This is a genomic window from Colwellia sp. RE-S-Sl-9 (assembly GCF_048296855.1).
Lineage (GTDB): Bacteria > Pseudomonadota > Gammaproteobacteria > Enterobacterales > Alteromonadaceae > Pseudocolwellia.
Genome location: NZ_CP182631.1, coordinates 3,909,212 through 3,925,645, shown reverse-complemented (window position 1 = coordinate 3,925,645; position 16,434 = coordinate 3,909,212). Strand labels below are relative to the sequence as shown.

Sequence of the window (16,434 nt, the reverse complement as noted above, 5' to 3'; positions counted from 1 at the left end):
TCGTTAAGTAAGGGAAAAAAATGGCAGTTGAAAGTCGGTTTGTTGTCATTCGACACGGTGTGGAGGTTCAAACATTCATGGACAAAAAAGCAGCAGATGATTACGATAAAATGCTTGATATGGCAGATAATTTAACAGCCATGTTAGACTCTACTCCTTTTGATCTTAGTGATGAAGTTAAAGAAGAATTAAGTATCTACTTAGCGCAAAACCGTGAAGATGTTCTTGTAGCCTTACAAGCTAAAAAAGCTAAACCGGCACCTAAAGCTAAACCAAAAGCTCAAATAGAACCGAAAGCAGAAGTTGCTGTAGAAGCGGCTCCAGTTGCAGAGACTATTATCACAGAACCTGAAAATGAAACGCCTGAAGTTGTTCAAGAAAAACCTGCACCTAAAAAAGCCGTTAGAAAAACAAAAAGCAAAACCGCGAGTGAAATTGCAAATACCCCAGCTTAAAAACAGCAACCGCTACAAATTAACCTTTAATCGTGAATAATGTGAACATTGATTATAAAGTTATTCGTAGTGACAAACGTAAAACCATAGCACTACAAATAAAAAATAATGAAGTTATTGTGAGAGCACCAAAAGGTGTCTCTCCTGATTTTATTCAAACACTTATAACCAATAAAACCTCTTGGATCCTCAACAAACTTGCCGCGCATAGGCAACATTGTCCCCCAGAATTACCCACTTACCTTCCTAACAGCACCCTGCTTATTTACGGGGTTGAAAAAAAACTGTGTGTTCAATATCAAAGAAGCAAAGCCTCTAATTCAATCAACATAACTGAAAAGGAAGTTAACTTAACACTTCCTTTACTGGTAGAAAGAAAACAGGAAGACCTTAGTTATTTATCAAAACAAATTAAGAAAAAATTAGCCTGTTGGATGAAAAGCCAAGCTGAAAATTATTTAGCTTACCGGTTAGCTGAACTATCTAAGCAACTTAATATTACTCCGGCTTCGTATCAAGTAAAACGTTATAAGGCACGCTGGGGAAGCTGTAATAACAAACATGAATTAAGTTTTAACTACTTACTAATAATGGCACCTGCTTGGGTGTTTGATTATGTAATTGTTCATGAGCTTTGCCACATTAAACATTTAAATCACTCCGCTCAATTTTGGGGGTTAGTTGAAAAACACATGCCTAACTATAAAAAAGCCAGTCAATGGTTAAAGCAAAACCAAGCTAAAATGCACTGGTAAACCTTCTCCTGATACAAACAATTATTTTAAAAAATATATTAAACTTTTTGTATAAAAAACCATCTAAACATAAAACATTCTGGCATAAATATCGCTTACGCTTTAATTATTATAGAGAATGTTTTCGTTAGGCGTGTTTTAGGGTGAGTTTAATATGAAAATCAATACACATAGTTATAAAATTACAGGTATTTATATTGTATCAACCATACTTTCAATAATGACAATTTGTTTAATTATTGTTTAGGGTGCTAATACAAAATATCTTAGTATATTAAATGGTTTAGCTTTAATACTATTAAATAGTAAAAAAGGTTAATTAAGCCATAGTATGCTTTTTACGCTCAATTTCCCCTTACTTATGCAAATACCCTATATTTTATTCAAAAATCATCTCTTTTATTCAATTATTGATTCACCTTTATTCAAAACTACCCTTGACAGAATCCGCTAATTCAGGCATTTTACGCACTATGAATACATTAATCAGCAACGCTATTATTATTACGACTAACACTACTACCATTATTTGGACGGTAGTCGCTGGCTAATGTAAAAACGAAAGATTTTATCAAAGCCCGTGACCTAACACTCACGGGCTTTTTTGTATTAAGAGGAATGTAAAATGCGTGTATTAAAGTTTGGTGGTTCATCATTAGCAAATGCTGGTAGGTTTTTGCAAGTTGCTTCAATCATCAAAGATCAAAGTTCAACAACACCAGTAGCTGTAGTAGTTTCTGCGCCTCAAGGCGTAACGAATCATTTAGTCGCTATGGCTGAAAATATTAATGATGAAGCCAAACTAGCCTCTGATTTAACTTCTTTTAAACACGCTATTGATACCATTATTGAAGACTTAAATACGCAATTACCTACTTTTAACCGTGAACATTCAGAACAAACATTAGCAAAGTGGGAACATAGCTTAGGCCAATACCTTAAAGGTGCTAACATGCTTTCATTCTGCCCTGAGCATATCAGAGCAAGAATCATCAGCATGGGTGAAAGATTAAGTGTTGCTTTACTTGAGTCAGTACTTGTTGCTCAAAATGAAAAAGTATCAATTTTAGCGCCTGAAGAATTTTTATATACCAACAATGTTTCACTTAATGCTGTTGCCGAATTAGAAAAATGTAAAGCCGCTTTCCAAGCGACTTACCCTAACTTACATAACATTGCGATTATGCCTGGTTTTATTGGTGTAAATAGCGAAAAACAAGTAACAACATTAGGTCGTAATGGTTCAGATTACTCTGCTGCCGTTTTAGCAGTATGTGCACAAGCAGAATGTTGTGAAATATGGACAGATGTTGATGGTGTATACAACGCAGATCCTCGTGTAATAAAAGAAGCAACCTTGCTTGATTACCTATCGTACCAAGAAGCAATGGAGCTTTCGTATTTCGGTGCAAGTGTTTTACACCCTAAAACAATTGGTCCAATCGCTCAGTACCATATTCCTTGTTTAATCAAAAACACGGGAAATCCATCAGCACCAGGTACTTTAATCGCTAACGAAAACGACCAACAGAAAAAAGTTAAAGCTATTTCAAACCTAGACAACTTAACTATGGTTAACGTTTCTGGCCCAGGTATGAAAGGTATGGTAGGCATGGCCAGCCGCGTATTTGCAACTATGAGCCGTGAAAACATCTCATTAATTCTTATTAGTCAGTCGTCAAGCGAATACTGCATTAGCTTTTGTATTCATTCACATGATGCAGAAGCAGCAAAAACAAGTTTACAAAACGAATTCGAATTAGAATTACTTAATGGTTTATTAGAGCCGTTAACACTTACGAGCAACTTATCAATTGTTTCTCTAGTAGGCGATGGCATGCACCACCAACGCGGTGTAGCTGCTAAATTCTTTAGTTCATTAGCACAAGCGCAAGTTAATGTAGTAGCTATTGCACAAGACTCTTCAGAAAGAAGTATTTCAGTAGTCATTGAAGAACGTAAATGTACCGCTGCAATGAAAGTAAGTCATCAAAACTTCTTCTCTCACAAACCAACCATCGACGTTTTCATGGTAGGTTGTGGTGTTGTTGGTAGCGAACTGATTAATCAAATAGCACGTCAACAAGCTAAATTAACAAAGCAAAACATTGTTATTAAAGTTTACGGCTTAGCAAATAGCAAAGGCATGGTATTTAACCAAGAAGGTATCGACCTAGAAAACTGGAAAGATGCGCTAGGTAAAGATGCCGTTCCTGTAACCGCTGAAAACCTAAAAGCTTTCGTACGCGAAAACAATTTAATCAACCCAGTATTAGTAGATTCTACTTCTAATGAAGCATTAGCGATGAGCTATGTAGACTTTTTAGAAGAAGGCTTTCACGTAGTTACACCAAACAAAAAAGCCAATACCGATTCTTGGGAATACTACCAAGCACTTCGTACAGCCGCTCAAAAATCTAACCGTAGATTTTTATACGAAACAACTGTTGGTGCTGGCTTACCGGTAATTGACACCTTCCAAAACTTACTTAAAGCAGGTGACGAACTACAACGCTTTGAAGGTATATTATCAGGCTCGTTATCTTACATGTTTGGTAAATTAGAAGAAGGTATGCCTCTTTCAGAAGCAACAGCTATTGCCAAAGAGAATGGTTTTACTGAACCTGATCCACGTGATGACTTAAGCGGTATGGACGTAGCACGTAAACTACTGATTATGGCACGTGAAGCAGGTATGCAATTAGAAATTTCAGACATCAACATTGAACCTGTATTACCAAGTGATTTTGACGATAGTGGTGACGTTGCAACATTTATGAGCAACTTAAAGTCTATCGATGCTAAGTTTAATGAACGTGTTCAAGCAGCGAAAGCTGAAGGCAAAGTACTACGTTATATTGGTAATATCATAAACGGTAAATGCCAAGTATCTATAGAAGCTGTGGGCCAAGACCACCCTCTTTACAGTATAAAAGATGGTGAAAACGCTTTAGCCATTCACAGTAGTTACTATCAACCACTACCATTTGTATTACGTGGCTATGGCGCAGGTGCTGCCGTTACTGCTGCGGGTGTATTTGGTGACATATTAAGAACATTAGCATGGGAGCAACAACACTAATGTCTGTTTCTGTTTTCGCGCCAGCATCTATTGGTAATTTAAGTGTTGGCTTTGACATCTTAGGTTTAGCAGTAAGACCTATTGATGGCACATTATTAGGTGATGTTGTTTCCGTTGAAGCAGCAGAAGAAGATAGCTTAGTAGTTATTGGCGAATTTGCTAATAAGCTACCCGGCGCACCTACCGACAATATTGTATGGCACAGCCTTTTACTTTTTAACAAAGAAATGGAAAAAGCCGGCCATAAAGTTGAACCGGTAAAAATGGTGCTTGATAAAAAAATGCCAGTAGGTAGTGGGCTAGGTTCAAGTGCTTGTTCAGTAGTAGCAGCATTAGAAGGCTTAAATGCTTATTACCAAAAAGCTCATAACTTAAACCAAGCTTACTTTAGCAAAAAAAGTATGCTTTTCATGATGGGCCAAATGGAAGCTCAAATAAGTGGTAGTTTACATTATGACAATGTAGCACCATGTTATTTAGGTAACTTACAATTAATGGTGCCAGACGAGCAAATTATTTGTAAAACCTTACCGGGTTTTGAAGCTTGTTATTATGTAATGGCTTATCCAGGTATTGAAGTATCAACTAAAGCTGCTAGAGAAGTTTTACCTACTAGCTACAGCAGAAAAGATGCCATAACCTTTGCACAAAATTTAGCAACATTTGTTGATGCTTGCCATAGAGGCGACAAACACGAAGCATTTGCTGTAGTAAAAGATGTAATAGCAGAACCATACAGAGAACACTTACTCCCTAAGTTTAGCGATGCTAAAAAACACTTAATGTCGCAAGGTGCCTTAGCTGCGGGTATTTCAGGTTCAGGCCCTACACTTTTCAGTGTTTTTGAATCTCAAGAGCTAGCGCAAAAAATGGCTGACTGGCTTAAAGTTAACTACCTACAAACAGACTTAGGTTTTGTTCATGTTTGTAAAGTAGATGATATAGGCGCATGCGTTTTATAAGTTGCTCTTGATTACAGAAGTGAATAGTACAACAACTTATTATATACTAACGGCCCTTCGCGGCGGGTTAGCAACAAAAATTAGTAGGAAATAGAAATAGTGAAATTTTATAATCTTAAAGAAAACGATGAAGTGATCAGTTTTTCTGGCGCAGTAAAACAAGGTTTAGGTAAAAATCAGGGATTATTTTTCCCTCAAGAAATCCCTCAGTTAGACAACATTGAAGAATTACTTGCTATGCCATTAGTAGAACGTAGCGTTCAAGTTTTATTCCCTTTTGTTAGCGAAGATCTTACAAAAAAAGAGCTTACAGACATAATAACTTCTGCTTTTAACTTCCCTGCTCAAATTCAACCTATTAGTGAAGACCGTGCAATTTTAGAATTGTTTCATGGTCCTACATTAGCGTTTAAAGACTTTGGCGCACGTTTTATGGCTAAATGTTTACAAGCATTTAGCAAAGACAAAAAAATCACTATTTTAACGGCTACATCAGGTGATACTGGTGCTGCAGTAGCTCATGCTTTTCATGGTATCGACAACATTCGTGTTGTAATTATGTATCCAAAAGGCAAAATCAGCTTACTACAAGAAAAGATGTTTACTACCTTAGGCGACAACATTGAAACCATTGCTATCGATGGCGATTTTGATGACTGTCAGGCGTTAGTGAAAAAAGCATTTGATGATGAAGAGCTTAAAAACACTATCGGCTTAAACTCAGCTAACTCAATTAACATTAGTCGTTTATTAGCGCAAATTTGTTACTACTTTGAAGCAGTTGCTCAGTTAACTCGCCAAAAAGGTACTAAGAAATTAGACAACATCGTATTTTCAATTCCAAGTGGTAACTTTGGCAACCTTACAGCGGGCTTATTTGCTAAAGCATTAGGTTTACCGATTAAGCGCTTTATTGCCGCAACAAATGAAAACGATACAGTTCCTCGTTACTTAGAAACTGGCGAATGGTCACCTCATGACACTGTTGCTACTATTTCTAATGCTATGGACGTTAGTAACCCTAACAACTGGCCACGTGTAGAGCATATGCTTAAAACAGGTATAGTGCCTAAAGACAGCGTAAGTTCGGTGTCTATTGATGAAGAACAAACGCAAATTACCATGATCCAATTAGCTAAATTAGGTTACATCAGCGAACCTCATGCAGCCGTTGCTTATAAAGCATTACAATATGGCGCTCAAGATAATGAGTTTGGTGTGTTTTTAGGTACAGCTCACCCTGCTAAGTTTAAAGACGTAGTAGAGAGCACATTAGGCCAACCAATTGGTTTACCTAAAGAACTAGCTGATTGCGCAAGTGAGACTATTCTTTCAGTTGATATGGCTGCTGACTTCAGCGAATTACGTCAATACTTATTAGCTAAAGCTTAAGCCTTAAATTATTGATTTAAGCATGCATTAGATAAAAATATACGATTAAGGCAGCCTATTGGTTGCCTTTTTTATATCAGCCAAATGTTTGAAAGGTTACAAGCACATGAAAATACTCCCACAATGGCAAAGTATTATTAGCCAAGAACAAAGCAAACCCTATTTCAAAGAACTTACGCAAACCATCACAAACCAACGTGAAAACGGCGAAATAATTTACCCTAAAGTTGATGACGTATTTAACGCTTTTACCTTCACTGACTTATCTGACGTAAAAGTCGTAATACTAGGGCAAGATCCTTATCACGGCTGTAATGAACTAGGCGAACCTCAAGCCCATGGTTTAGCTTTTTCAGTCGCTAAAGGTTTTAAGGTTCCTCCTTCATTAGTCAATATGTATAAAGAGCTAGTAACCGATATAGAAGGCTTTACTACACCTAACCATGGCAACTTAACAGCTTGGGCTGAACAAGGCGTATTATTGTTAAATACCGTACTCACCGTTAAAAAAGCGAATGCTAACTCACATGCTAAGTTAGGCTGGGAAACGTTTACCGATAATATTATTCAAGAAATAAATACACAAAACCAAGGTTGCGTATTTATATTGTGGGGCAGCCATGCTCAGAAAAAAGGTAAAAATATAGATAAGAATAAACACTTAGTATTAGTTGGACCTCACCCTTCCCCACTTTCAGCTTATCGAGGTTTTTTTGGTTGCCAGCATTTTTCAAAAGCAAATACATGGTTAACCAAAAACAACCATACACCTATTGATTGGAAAATTACTTAACGCCTGCTTAGCTAATTTAGTATGATGCTAATCTATGTAAACATTTAAATAACTAAAACTGAGTCAGTCAAATCTACAAGTAGATCTGAGCAGTAAAAAGAGAATAGTGTGGAATTTATTGTTGTTATTGCCGTATTAATATTAGCTTGGCTAATTTGGCAACTGTTTAAAGCAAAGCAATTTACTCGCTTTAAAGTACTTATAGAAAAAGAGTTAAAACCTAAAGTTATTGAAAAAATCATTCAAGATCTTAATGAAAATAGATGTGAATTATTTCCCAATAATGAGATTCACGAACAAGCGACACTTTACTATTGGACACAGTACAAAAGCCGTATTTTAAAGGCCGCGTTAATTCACGAAATCATCGATGAAGAATGGTTAATAAGCACAGGTAACTTGCGCAACAGCCAACACCTTTTTCATGTAGAGCAAGAGTATTTATAGTTTTCTATACCCGTTACCAATAAAGCCTTTTGGTTTCGTTAAACATTTTAGTTATTTCGTAAGTACGTTCAATATTGAGCATGGCAAGTATTTTATCTTGCGCCTGTTTATAGGCGCATTCAAATGTTTTGTTAGCTAGGGTTATTTCTGTTTTTTTCTGACCTTTTGAAGTGCTTAACTGAACTTCAAGGCATTCATACGCAGGCCTATCACTTCGATGTCTAATTTTACGCTGTAAACCTTTAACAGAGCCATCGTCATTAAAAATTTGATTGATTGGAAGTTCTAAGCGTAGTGCTCTATATTTACGCTTTTGCATGCACTCTTGCCAAAACTTATCAGCAGCCGCTTTATCATTTAAGCTAAAGTACTTTTGTACACCTAGTATTTTATCTTGAACTCTAAAGCGTTTAGGATCCGCTTTAGAGGGATGGAGCATAATATTCATAAGGGAGCTCAGTTAAAGTTTTTGTTCATAGGAAAACAGTAAACTCATCCCTTAGTATTTATTAACTGCTTCCACCTACTGTATTCATTATTCTATCCTTTACCTTGTAAAATAAAGTTCTAACCGTGAACCACTCTTATACCCAGTTGATTAACTTAATAAAGAGCTTTTATCATTCTATTCTAATTAACCCTAACTCAGGTTAATTATATTTTATACTAATTTACACGCTGAAATTGAATATCCCAAACGCCATGCCCTAAACGCTGACCACGGTTCTCAAATTTAGTTAACGGGCGAGAATCAGGACGAGGCACATAATCGTTCGTTTCAGATAAGTTTTTATAACCCGGCGCTGTACTCATATCTTCTAACATACATTCAGCGTAATTTTCCCAATCGGTTGCCATATGAAATACGCCACCCACTTTGAGTTTTTGACGAATAGTTTCAACAAACTCAGGTTGTACAATTCTACGTTTATGATGCTTCTTTTTATGCCAAGGATCAGGGAAAAATAACTGCACCGTAGTTAAGCTACCGTCAGGAATACAGTCAGCTAAAATTTCAATCGCATCATGCTCATAAACTTTAAGGTTATTAACGCCCTCTTCCTGCGCTAATGAAATACATGCACCAACACCAGGTCTATGTACTTCAATACCAATGTAATTTAATTCAGGCGCGTTCTTAGCCATTTCAACTAACGACTTGCCCATACCAAAACCTATTTCTAAAACAACAGGGTTAGTATTACCAAATAACGCCTCAGGATTAATTAAACCTTGGTTATGACTAAGCCCCATAACATCCCAAAATTGCTCAAGAGCTTTCGCTTGGCCGTTAGTTAATCGACCTTCTCGCTTAACAAAGCTACGTACTTTTCTTATGTACTTGCCTTCTTGCTGTGCTTGCTCAATGGTTTTATGGTTTTTTTGTTCAGTCATAACGTTTCTTAATTTATTAAAGGATTAATGAGTATGTTAAAAATATATTATAAATCTTTATTTGGTAACTATACAGCCCACCAAACATCATATAACTCGCTAACTGAAACTGCTGTAGCGCCATTATCAGTTAACCACTTTTCAACACTTTTACGGTGTTCTTCAGTACATTTACCTAGTTTTTGTGTACAAACTAAACCATGCCATAAGGTATCGCCTTCGCCGCCAAAACCTAAACCTTGTGGTTCAATAATTTCTGCAAAAAAGTTATTCATAAATGTATCAACTTGCTCGTCAGTACTTTTTTCATCTAATTTAAAGCCAATATCAAAACCTAACTCTTGATACTCTTCAACACGTAATTTTTTACGTAAACGACGGTTTCTATTTTTTGCATTAACTTTCATCATAATTCCTTAGTTATTCTAGGGGCTGTTGATCTTTGTGTTATTTTTGAGCAATAGGCTATTTTACTCTTTAACAAAGCAGAATGCGTGCAGTTTAGTTGTTCTCGGCTTGGGTTCAAACGTCGCACTACCTTCCACATCCATGTGGTCGTAAATAAACGCATTCTAATGAAGTTAAAGGTTAAAATAGCCATTGCCCTTCGGGCTGAGGCTAAAATTGTCTTATACAGCGTTAAAAATAATTCATTTAGACGACTGAATTTCATTATTTTTGCCTTGTCTAAGAGAATTTTTTCTCTCAGCTCAAATGATAAACAAAGGTCAACAGCCCCTAAATATTTCGTATTTTACTGCATTATTTACAGTACATGGGCGAGAGGATAATGGTTAACCAAATTATTGCAAGATTATTTAACGTTTACGCGACACAATAACAAATTGAGCCACCCATCATTATTAGCTACACTTACGCCCCTATGACAAATACTATAAAAATATCTCCTTCTTCCGCTAAAAAATTTGGCGCACAAGTTGTTGAGTGGTATCACAAACAAGGTAGAAAACACTTACCTTGGCAACAAAACAAAACCCCTTATCGCGTATGGATTTCTGAAGTTATGTTGCAACAAACACAAGTTGCCACTGTAATTCCTTACTATCACCGCTTTATGGAAAGCTTTCCTACTATTACCCACTTAGCAAACGCTGATGAAGACAAAGTACTTCACCATTGGACAGGTTTAGGCTATTACGCTCGCGCAAGAAATTTACACAAAGCAGCTAAAATAATGGCTGAGCAATACCAAGGTGAATTTCCAGAAACAATAGAAGAAGTAATAGCATTACCCGGTATTGGCCGCTCAACCGCAGGCGCTATATTAAGCTTAGCCTTAAATAAGCATCATCCAATACTCGACGGCAACGTAAAGCGTGTTTTAGCGCGATGCTACACTGTAGACGGGCATAACGGCCAAGCAAAGTACGAAAAAGCATTATGGCCTATTGCAGAAGTACTCACCCCAAAAGAGTCGGTTGCACAATTTAACCAAGCCATGATGGATTTAGGCTCACTTATTTGTACGCGCAGCAAACCTAAATGTAACGAATGCCCTCTTCAGTCTGGCTGTTTAGCACATTCGTTAAACGAACAAGCTAACTACCCACAAAAAAAACCTAAAAAAGTAACGCCAGAAAAAAGTACCATTATGGTAATTCCACGCGTTAACAATAAAGTACTTATGGAAAAGCGCCCGCCTACAGGTATATGGGGCGGATTATGGTGTTTTGTTGAAGTTGAGGCGTTAGAAAACATTACCCCCCTGCTTTCTAAGTTAAACTTACAGGCCACAAGCCAACAAACACTACCTGAATTTAGGCATACCTTTAGCCACTTTCATTTAGATATAACCGCAGTAATAGTTGATTGTGAAAGAATAAGCGCCATAACAGAATATGAAATAAACGAAATAGATCAGCAACAATGGTATGATCTAACCAAACAATCGTCAGTAGGATTAGCCGCTTCCACTAAAAAGCTAATAACCCAACTAACACTTGAATCGTATTAATAAAATTTATTAACCAAGAGAACATCATTATGAGCCGCACCGTTTTATGTCAACACTTAAACAAAGAAGCCGAAGGATTAGGTTATCAACTTTACCCAGGTGAGGTAGGTAAAAGAATCTTCGACAACATTAGTAAAGAAGCATGGACTCTTTGGCAGAAAAAACAAATCATGCTAATTAATGAGAAAAAAATGAACATGATGGAAGCAAACGACCGTGCTTTTTTAGAAAAAGCCATGATTGAATTTCTTTTTGAAGGAAAAGAACCAGAAATTGAAGGTTACGTTCCTGTAAAAAAATAAACAGTAAAATATAGAACCAACAAGCTGCTGTGTAAATTTCACCTAAAGATAGACGTTTAAGACAGCAAGAAGTAGAAAAAACAATCAAACAACACTTTTTTATAAAAAAAGTGTTGACTGATAAAAAGAAAAACAGTCTAATAGCGCCCGTCTTCAAGGCAAAGCCAAAAAGACGAAAGAAATAGAAAAAGCCCCGATAGCTCAGTTGGTAGAGCAGAGGATTGAAAATCCTCGTGTCCCTGGTTCAAATCCGGGTCGGGGCACCATTTTACAGAGTAGATGTTTAATTAGCTTTTATTAGCAATAAACCTTTATTCGGTGCCAAGATAGATTAGTTAACTATTAATTTATCGCACACAGCTTTGTGTGCCGACTTAGCTCAGTTGGTAGAGCAACTGACTTGTAATCAGTAGGTCGCCAGTTCGACTCCGGCAGTCGGCACCATTCATAACGAAGCCTCAACAGAAATGTTGAGGCTTTTTTATTTGTATTAAAAAACTGACCTATTGATGAATTATTATCAAACAAGTTTGATGTATTAATCGTTAGGTAATTTTATATTAAAGTTGGTTTGGTAAATTACTGGCTGGTTATTCTGCTCTAATTTAAATTACTAGCTATTGTTCTTTGTTGTATTAGTTGACCTAAAAAAGCAATTGAAACACCTTATCAAATGGTCAAAAACTAAAGACTTCTTGGTGCGCATAGCGGAAATTATTTTTAGAAAAATTTAATGTCCTCTTAGGGCGAAAATAGATAATAAAAGCTTAGCTATATAGGCAATTAATATCACAGAATATGATATATGTATAAAAGGAATGGAGATTCTGCTAGATTTAAAATATAAATTTTAAGCGACAGGTTTTATTGATATATGGTCAAGAAAAACACAGGGAAAGACTTTGAGTTATTAGTAGCTCAACTGCATAAATCATATCTAAAAGACCTCCCATCAGCGACACTTAAACAAGATGTATTTATTGATGGTCCCGACGGTAAACGTCAGATTGATGTACTTATTGAGTACCAGTTTGGATTATATGCAGCTAGGCATGTAATTGAATGTAAAGACTATAAAAGGACGGTAGGAGTAGCAAAGGTAGATGAATTTCATTCAAAAATGATTGATATTAGAGCCAATTCTGGTGTTATTGTTTCAAGTAAAGGCTTCTCAAAAAGTGCCATAAACAAAGCTCGTCGCCTAAACATTTCATTGTGTACAGCTCACCAAGCGGGTTCAGAAAAATGGAAAATCGAAGTACCTATACCAGTAATGCTAGTAACGCACGTTGTAAATGGACTTGAATGCAGTATGAGGATTGCGGGAAGTGGTGAAGATACAAATGAATATATAGGATTCAAGACTTCACAAATTGCGACCATAAATGGCATTGGCATACACGAATGGCTTCCAAAATTATGGAATACACAGACTATTAAACCAGATGATTTAAATGATTTTTGTTTAACATCGAGAGAAGAAACTTCCACACTTAAAGAAAATACAACTGCAACATATAAGCATGATTTTAACGAAAATCCCGCATTAATATCTGACGATAAAGGTGTAATACATGAATTGGATGTTTTTGAGATACGACTAAAAATTAAGAGAGTATACTTATCTGGTTATTTGAATGATATTCATGAAGCTAAATTACTTATAGATAAATGTAATAATAAAGGCACTATTTTTTTAGGAAATGATTCGTTTATTAATTCTATTGGAAACTTGAAAAGATATAATAATGCTAAAGACATTCCTGATGCTAATTATATTTGTTCTTTCGCTATCAGTCCATTACCACCAATAAATCCCATAGAAGATTGAGCTTTCCTAAAAGCAACGTTAAATTTAAGTGTCCACTGTTGGCTCAAAGCGACCAAAAAAAAGCTCCGTTAATTTTCTGTTGCTGATGCCCGCTTTGTGGCATAAGTGAACAAAGCTTAAAATCCATATTAATTACAGGTAGCTATTTCACCCACTCCACACGTTACTAACAAAAATAAGACTTCACTAATAAAATATAACGTTTTCCTCATAAATGTGATATTTTTCATCGCATAGCTAACGCTAGAATATAACAATATTCTTCACTATTTTATGAACCATTCAAATGAGCCAAACTATGATAAGAATAATCAGTAGACCTTTACTCTATTTAACCCTTTGTTTACAGCTAGGCTGTAACTCTCCAACTGACAGTGAAGACGTACATTCAACTAATTCATCAGAAAAACCAAGTAAAACTGACAGTTCAAAAGTTCATAAACATGGCGATGGATACAAAAAACATCTAGATAAAATTGTTGGCCTTTCGCCACAAGCATCTCATGAAAAAATAGTTGTGCAAGACGGTTTTATAACTGAACTTGTTGCTCATGAACCAACCATTGAAGAACCCGTATTAATGACCTTTGATGGTAAAGGCCGAATGTATGTCGCTGAAATGCTGACTTATATGCAAGATGCAGACGGTACAGGGCAAATGAACCCTGTAAGTCGTATTAAGCGACTTGAAGATACTAATAACGATGGTGTGGTTGATAGTTATACGGTATTTGCTGAAAACTTACTTTTACCTCGTATGATATTGCCACTTGAAGATGGAAAAATATTAGCCCGAGAAACCAATACCTTTGATTTATTATTAATTGAAGATCTCGATGGTGATGGTATATCTGATAAACGCACCACCATTTTTAAAGGTGGTCCTCGCGGCGGTAATTTAGAACACCAACCAAGCGGTTTAATTTGGGGAATTGATAACTGGTTATATGTTACTTACAGCAATCAACGCTACCGAATAAAAAATGGCAAAGTAACACGCCAAGAAATACTCTTCGGCGGAGGACAATGGGGTCTTGGGCAAGATGAAACCGGACGTTTTTATTATTCTTCCGCTGGTGGAGAAAACCCTGTATTTGGTTTTCAGTTTCCGAGTGTTTACGGGATAATTCCTATTAATGGTGAAACAACTGAGGGTTTTAACGAAGTATTTCCGATTGAAACAACGCCTGATGTACAAGGTGGTCCAAAACGTTTAAGAGAAGATGACACCTTAAATCATATTACTGGCATTGCCGGCCAAAATATTTACTTAGGTGATAAACTGCCTGAGTTATATGGAAACTATATTGCACCTGAACCTGTAGGCAACTTAATTCGCCGCGCTGAAGTAGTACGTAAAGATGGTTATACCACTATTAGCCATCCTTATCAGGCAGAACGTAAAGAATTTATTGCATCAACTGACACTGCATTTCGCCCAGTTTGGAGTGAAACAGGCCCAGACGGCACACTTTATATTGTTGATATGTACCGCGGAATTATTCAAGAAGGAAATTGGACTAAAAAAGGTTCCTTTCTAAGAAAGGTAATCGATAAATTTGGCTTAGCAGATATCGTTGGTGGTGGCCGAATTTACCGTATAACTAAGCCTGAAATCAAGTTAGGCGCAAAGCCGAACATGTACGCTGAAACACCTATTGAATTAACCAAACACCTAGCGCATGCCAATCATTGGTGGCGTATTAATGCGCAAAAACTCATTGTGCTTTCACAAGATAAATCAGTTGTACCAGAACTTAAAAATATAGTTAAAAACCATAAAAATAGCCATGCACGTTTACATGCGCTTTGGACATTAGAAGGGCTAGGTATAATCGATAAAGATTTATTGGTGTCATCTTTTTCAGACACTGATAGTAATGTTCGTACCGCAGCTTTAAGAATATCGGAACAGTTGGTCAGTAAATCAGATAAAAGCATTATTGATGTTTGGCAATCACTGCTTTCAAAAGCCGATATTGAACTAACACAGCAAATATTTTTATCTACCTTCTATGTTGATACGCCAACTACACAGCAAAGCAAAATCCGTAAACAAATTATGGCTAAATATCCTAAGCATAAAAGCATAGCAGCGATTAATCAGGCGATTACATATCAGATAATGGAAAAAGAAAAGTCGGCTGCTTTAGCTAAAGGCAACAAAGAATTGGCAATGTCGTTAAAACGTGGCGCGCAAAACTACAATTCATTATGTGCAAGTTGTCATGGCAAAGACGGTAAAGGCACACCTGCAGGTGAACAGTTAATTGCACCATCATTTCATAACAATGCTCGTGTTAATGGTAATTTAGCGAGTCTTGGCAGTATTGTTTTACATGGCTTAACGGGGCCTATTGAAGAAAAGAATTATGTTGGTGGCATAATGGCTTCAATCGCATCAAATGACGACCAATGGATAGCTGATGTATTAACGTATGTTAGAAATAATTTTAATAACAAAGCTTCCATGGTTACCGCTAATCACGTTAAAACACTTAAAGCCTTAAACAAGAGAAATACTCCGTGGACAATAAGTGAATTAAACCAAACCTACGGGAATGAATTAACTAATAAAACTCAATGGAAATTTAGCGCTAGCCATAATCCTAAAAATTTCGACGCTTTAATTGATGGCAAAGCAGATTGGGCTAAATGGGGAAGCGAAAGTTTACAAGAAATAGGTATGTGGTTGCAGGTAGAGCTGCCCAATGTTTATCAGATTTCACAAGTTTTGATGGAGTGTAATAAGTGGAAACATCACTGTGCCAACGCTTTCGATTTAACATTCTCTATAGACGGAAAAAACTGGAAAACCGTTGATTCAAATATTGAAAAGAGTACAACTAGAGTAAGTGAAACGCTAGGACAACAAGCTAAGTTTATTAAATTTACGCTTAAAAATGGTAGTTCTAAAGTGGCTTGGGCTGTTACTGAATTGAATATATTTGGTAGTCCAATAGAGTAACTTTATATACCCGTTACTAATCAAGAGGCTATTTCAGGGCAGGACGTCACAACCCCTCATGAAGTGCTTTAGAGAAA

14 protein-coding genes and 2 tRNA genes are annotated in these 16,434 nt (G+C 36.5%); 13 read left to right on the top strand and 3 right to left on the bottom strand.

All coding sequences use genetic code 11. The annotated features are described in order from the left end of the window. Positions 1-20: 20 nt before the first annotated feature. From ACM9HF_RS17015 to ACM9HF_RS16985, 7 genes are all read left to right on the top strand, one after another. The gene (locus tag ACM9HF_RS17015; RefSeq protein WP_473611898.1) at positions 21-455 is read left to right on the top strand and encodes a YebG family protein; all 435 of its coding nucleotides are present in this window, start codon (positions 21-23) and stop codon (positions 453-455) included. A gap of 41 nt (positions 456-496) precedes the next feature. Next, positions 497-1,210, top strand: coding sequence for a M48 family metallopeptidase (locus ACM9HF_RS17010; protein ID WP_473611895.1), 714 nt, complete (start codon positions 497-499; stop codon positions 1,208-1,210). Positions 1,211-1,835: 625 nt separating this feature from the next. After that, a complete protein-coding gene (thrA, locus tag ACM9HF_RS17005) occupies positions 1,836-4,292 on the top strand; it encodes a bifunctional aspartate kinase/homoserine dehydrogenase I (protein ID WP_473611891.1) in 2,457 nt (818 codons plus the stop codon). Next, positions 4,292-5,254 carry a homoserine kinase gene (gene thrB, locus ACM9HF_RS17000; RefSeq protein ID WP_473611887.1) on the top strand — a complete coding sequence of 321 codons (963 nt, stop codon included), beginning with the start codon at positions 4,292-4,294 and terminating at the stop codon, positions 5,252-5,254. The genes thrA and thrB overlap by 1 nt, the downstream gene beginning before the upstream one ends. A 99-nt stretch (positions 5,255-5,353) precedes the next feature. Next, the gene (gene thrC / locus ACM9HF_RS16995) at positions 5,354-6,646 is read left to right on the top strand and encodes a threonine synthase (protein WP_473611883.1); all 1,293 of its coding nucleotides are present in this window, start codon (positions 5,354-5,356) and stop codon (positions 6,644-6,646) included. A 106-nt stretch (positions 6,647-6,752) separates the two neighbouring features. Next, on the top strand, positions 6,753-7,439 hold the full coding sequence (gene ung, locus ACM9HF_RS16990; protein WP_473611880.1) for a uracil-DNA glycosylase: 687 nt from the start codon (positions 6,753-6,755) through the stop codon (positions 7,437-7,439). A 108-nt stretch (positions 7,440-7,547) separates the two neighbouring features. Continuing rightward, positions 7,548-7,886: a hypothetical protein gene (locus ACM9HF_RS16985; protein ID WP_077343268.1), complete on the top strand. Its 339-nt coding sequence runs from the start codon at positions 7,548-7,550 to the stop codon at positions 7,884-7,886. A 13-nt stretch (positions 7,887-7,899) separates the two neighbouring features. On the opposite strand, the gene ACM9HF_RS16980 is transcribed toward ACM9HF_RS16985, so the two are convergent. From ACM9HF_RS16980 to ACM9HF_RS16970, 3 genes are all read right to left on the bottom strand, one after another. Next, complete coding sequence (locus ACM9HF_RS16980) at positions 7,900-8,334, bottom strand: hypothetical protein (RefSeq protein WP_077343270.1); 435 nt, start codon at positions 8,332-8,334, stop codon at positions 7,900-7,902. 218 nt (positions 8,335-8,552) lie between these two features. Next, positions 8,553-9,281: a tRNA (guanosine(46)-N7)-methyltransferase TrmB gene (gene trmB / locus ACM9HF_RS16975; protein ID WP_473611870.1), complete on the bottom strand. Its 729-nt coding sequence runs from the start codon at positions 9,279-9,281 to the stop codon at positions 8,553-8,555. A 68-nt stretch (positions 9,282-9,349) separates the two neighbouring features. Then, positions 9,350-9,691, bottom strand: coding sequence for a 50S ribosome-binding protein YggL (locus tag ACM9HF_RS16970; RefSeq protein ID WP_473611866.1), 342 nt, complete (start codon positions 9,689-9,691; stop codon positions 9,350-9,352). Positions 9,692-10,164: 473 nt separating this feature from the next. On the opposite strand from ACM9HF_RS16970, the gene mutY reads away from it, so the two are divergent. From mutY to ACM9HF_RS16940, 6 genes are all read left to right on the top strand, one after another. After that, on the top strand, positions 10,165-11,256 hold the full coding sequence (gene mutY, locus ACM9HF_RS16965) for an A/G-specific adenine glycosylase (RefSeq protein ID WP_473611862.1): 1,092 nt from the start codon (positions 10,165-10,167) through the stop codon (positions 11,254-11,256). 29 nt (positions 11,257-11,285) lie between these two features. Then, a complete protein-coding gene (locus ACM9HF_RS16960) occupies positions 11,286-11,558 on the top strand; it encodes an oxidative damage protection protein (protein ID WP_076419522.1) in 273 nt (90 codons plus the stop codon). Positions 11,559-11,748: 190 nt separating this feature from the next. After that, a tRNA-Phe gene (locus tag ACM9HF_RS16955) sits at positions 11,749-11,824 on the top strand. Between the two features lie 102 nt (positions 11,825-11,926). Further along, positions 11,927-12,002: transfer RNA gene (locus tag ACM9HF_RS16950), tRNA-Thr, on the top strand. Between the two features lie 430 nt (positions 12,003-12,432). Further along, positions 12,433-13,389: a restriction endonuclease gene (locus tag ACM9HF_RS16945; protein WP_473611852.1), complete on the top strand. Its 957-nt coding sequence runs from the start codon at positions 12,433-12,435 to the stop codon at positions 13,387-13,389. 298 nt (positions 13,390-13,687) lie between these two features. Further along, positions 13,688-16,357, top strand: a complete 2,670-nt coding sequence (locus tag ACM9HF_RS16940; RefSeq protein WP_473611845.1) for a DUF7133 domain-containing protein — start codon at positions 13,688-13,690, stop codon at positions 16,355-16,357. Positions 16,358-16,434 lie beyond the last annotated feature (77 nt).

Coding starts and splice junctions, on each gene's coding strand:
- ACM9HF_RS17015 (WP_473611898.1), top strand. CDS start 21: ATGGCAGTTGAAAGTCGGTTTGTTGTCATTCGACACGGTGTGGAGGTT.
- thrA (WP_473611891.1), top strand. CDS start 1,836: ATGCGTGTATTAAAGTTTGGTGGTTCATCATTAGCAAATGCTGGTAGG.
- thrB (WP_473611887.1), top strand. CDS start 4,292: ATGTCTGTTTCTGTTTTCGCGCCAGCATCTATTGGTAATTTAAGTGTT.
- ung (WP_473611880.1), top strand. CDS start 6,753: ATGAAAATACTCCCACAATGGCAAAGTATTATTAGCCAAGAACAAAGC.
- ACM9HF_RS16980 (WP_077343270.1), bottom strand. CDS start 8,334: ATGAATATTATGCTCCATCCCTCTAAAGCGGATCCTAAACGCTTTAGA.
- trmB (WP_473611870.1), bottom strand. CDS start 9,281: ATGACTGAACAAAAAAACCATAAAACCATTGAGCAAGCACAGCAAGAA.
- ACM9HF_RS16970 (WP_473611866.1), bottom strand. CDS start 9,691: ATGATGAAAGTTAATGCAAAAAATAGAAACCGTCGTTTACGTAAAAAA.
- mutY (WP_473611862.1), top strand. CDS start 10,165: ATGACAAATACTATAAAAATATCTCCTTCTTCCGCTAAAAAATTTGGC.
- ACM9HF_RS16960 (WP_076419522.1), top strand. CDS start 11,286: ATGAGCCGCACCGTTTTATGTCAACACTTAAACAAAGAAGCCGAAGGA.
- ACM9HF_RS16945 (WP_473611852.1), top strand. CDS start 12,433: ATGGTCAAGAAAAACACAGGGAAAGACTTTGAGTTATTAGTAGCTCAA.
- ACM9HF_RS16940 (WP_473611845.1), top strand. CDS start 13,688: ATGATAAGAATAATCAGTAGACCTTTACTCTATTTAACCCTTTGTTTA.